Origin of the sequence: Diplocloster agilis (assembly GCF_019042275.1) — a bacterium.
Taxonomy (GTDB): domain Bacteria; phylum Bacillota; class Clostridia; order Lachnospirales; family Lachnospiraceae; genus Diplocloster; species Diplocloster agilis.
On sequence record NZ_JAHQCW010000089.1, the window covers coordinates 1 to 1,459 of the forward strand.

The 1,459-nt window shown below is 36.8% G+C and carries 1 protein-coding gene; it reads right to left on the reverse strand.

The genetic code is table 11. The annotated features are described in order from the left end of the window. Positions 1-98 precede the first annotated feature (98 nt). The gene (locus KTH89_RS24645; protein WP_238723467.1) at positions 99-1,361 is read right to left on the reverse strand and encodes an IS4 family transposase; all 1,263 of its coding nucleotides are present in this window, start codon (positions 1,359-1,361) and stop codon (positions 99-101) included. Between the last annotated feature and the right edge of the window lie 98 nt (positions 1,362-1,459).

A 1,459-nucleotide genomic window follows, 5' to 3' on the forward strand; every position in this document is an offset into this window, starting at 1 on the left:
TCCCAATGTTGTCAACTTAACAACAAATTTTTAGATATAGATTATTTTCGAAGAACCTGCTATACTTTTACTTGTCTCCGTATTAGTAATAGTATTCTTTATAAGCAGCACTTGTGATTTATACTATACTTTCGGCGATTGAGATTTAAGTTGCGTTCACATTTACGGTTTCGGCGTATCTGTGAACGCTTCTTTTTACATCTTTCAATGACTACTTCCATTTCTTTTTTTATCTCTTCTATATTTAACAGCCACATGCCTATTCTCATGTTTACCCTCCAAATCAGATAACTCCTTCTACACTGATACTCTTTTGGGGTCTTCTTCTCTTCTTCGATTCTTACGTCCACTTCCCTTTTTAAAATCGCACATATATTGGACAAAAATAAGCTGATATAATAATCCTGTTTGATGCAAATGCTCTTTTTCCCCGAAAAGTTTTCCATTTCCATCCCTTTCTTTAACTCTTTATATTTCCCCTCAATTCCCCATCTTAGAAAGTATAATTCTTTAAAGTCTTCTGCCTTTATTCTCTCTTTGGGCAAATTAGTAATCAGATATTCTTTGATCCCCCTCTCTAATTCTAACTGGATCGTACGGATGGTCCGACATTTGTTCCCACATTTTCTATATACTTCTCCGTCTGCTTTATTCTCATCTCTTAGAAGGCTCATTTGTTCTTTTATGCGGATCACATAATTGATCCTTTTTTCGGTTAAATAGCCTAAGAATTCGTAAGAGGGGTATCCTCTGTCGAATATCACAATGGCTTTTTTTCGCCGTTCCTCCGTTAACACAGCGTCTAACAGTTCTTTTGCCATCTTACGCTCGCATGTTTTGTATGGACAGAGTACACTGTCCAGAATCAAATCGTTTAATACATCAAAGAGTGCAGAAGCTGAAGCTCCTGCCAGCCTGCTTGGAAACCGGCCTTTTACAGCTCCAAACTCTTTTAATGTCTCTTCTGTCGTTGGTAGCTGAATATCTGTTCCGTCAATCGCATATACCTGGTATCCCTGCCAGCTTTTCTTCTTTCCCCTCTCTAAAAATGTTTCGGCAGATAACCTTAAAAAATCATGAAAAATTTGTTCCGGTATCTGCTGTCTGGCTTTTGATATCGCTTGACGAGAGATGGTAGCGCCGTTTTCTTTCTTTAAAGATTCGACCCATTTATCAATTTTTATATCAAGAGAATTCACAGAACGCTGGGTTAAAAAAGCAATCATTTCTGGCAGTGGCATTTTTCGGTTTCTGCTAAAGGCAGAATTCCTTTCTACAAAATATTTTTCTTTCAAGTTTTTTGGGTGGAGGAACTTCTGCAGTTTTGTTAGAATTTCTTCTGTAATTTCTCCATGACTCATAATACTCCCTCGCAATCAATTATTTTATAATTAATTGCTTCGCTGCACATTTTCACCACCTTGTCAAGTACTTTTTTTATCTTAAGTTGACAACATTG

Excerpts from the sequence above, each read along its gene's own strand:
- KTH89_RS24645 (WP_238723467.1), bottom strand. The coding sequence starts at position 1,361 with ATGAGTCATGGAGAAATTACAGAAGAAATTCTAACAAAACTGCAGAAG.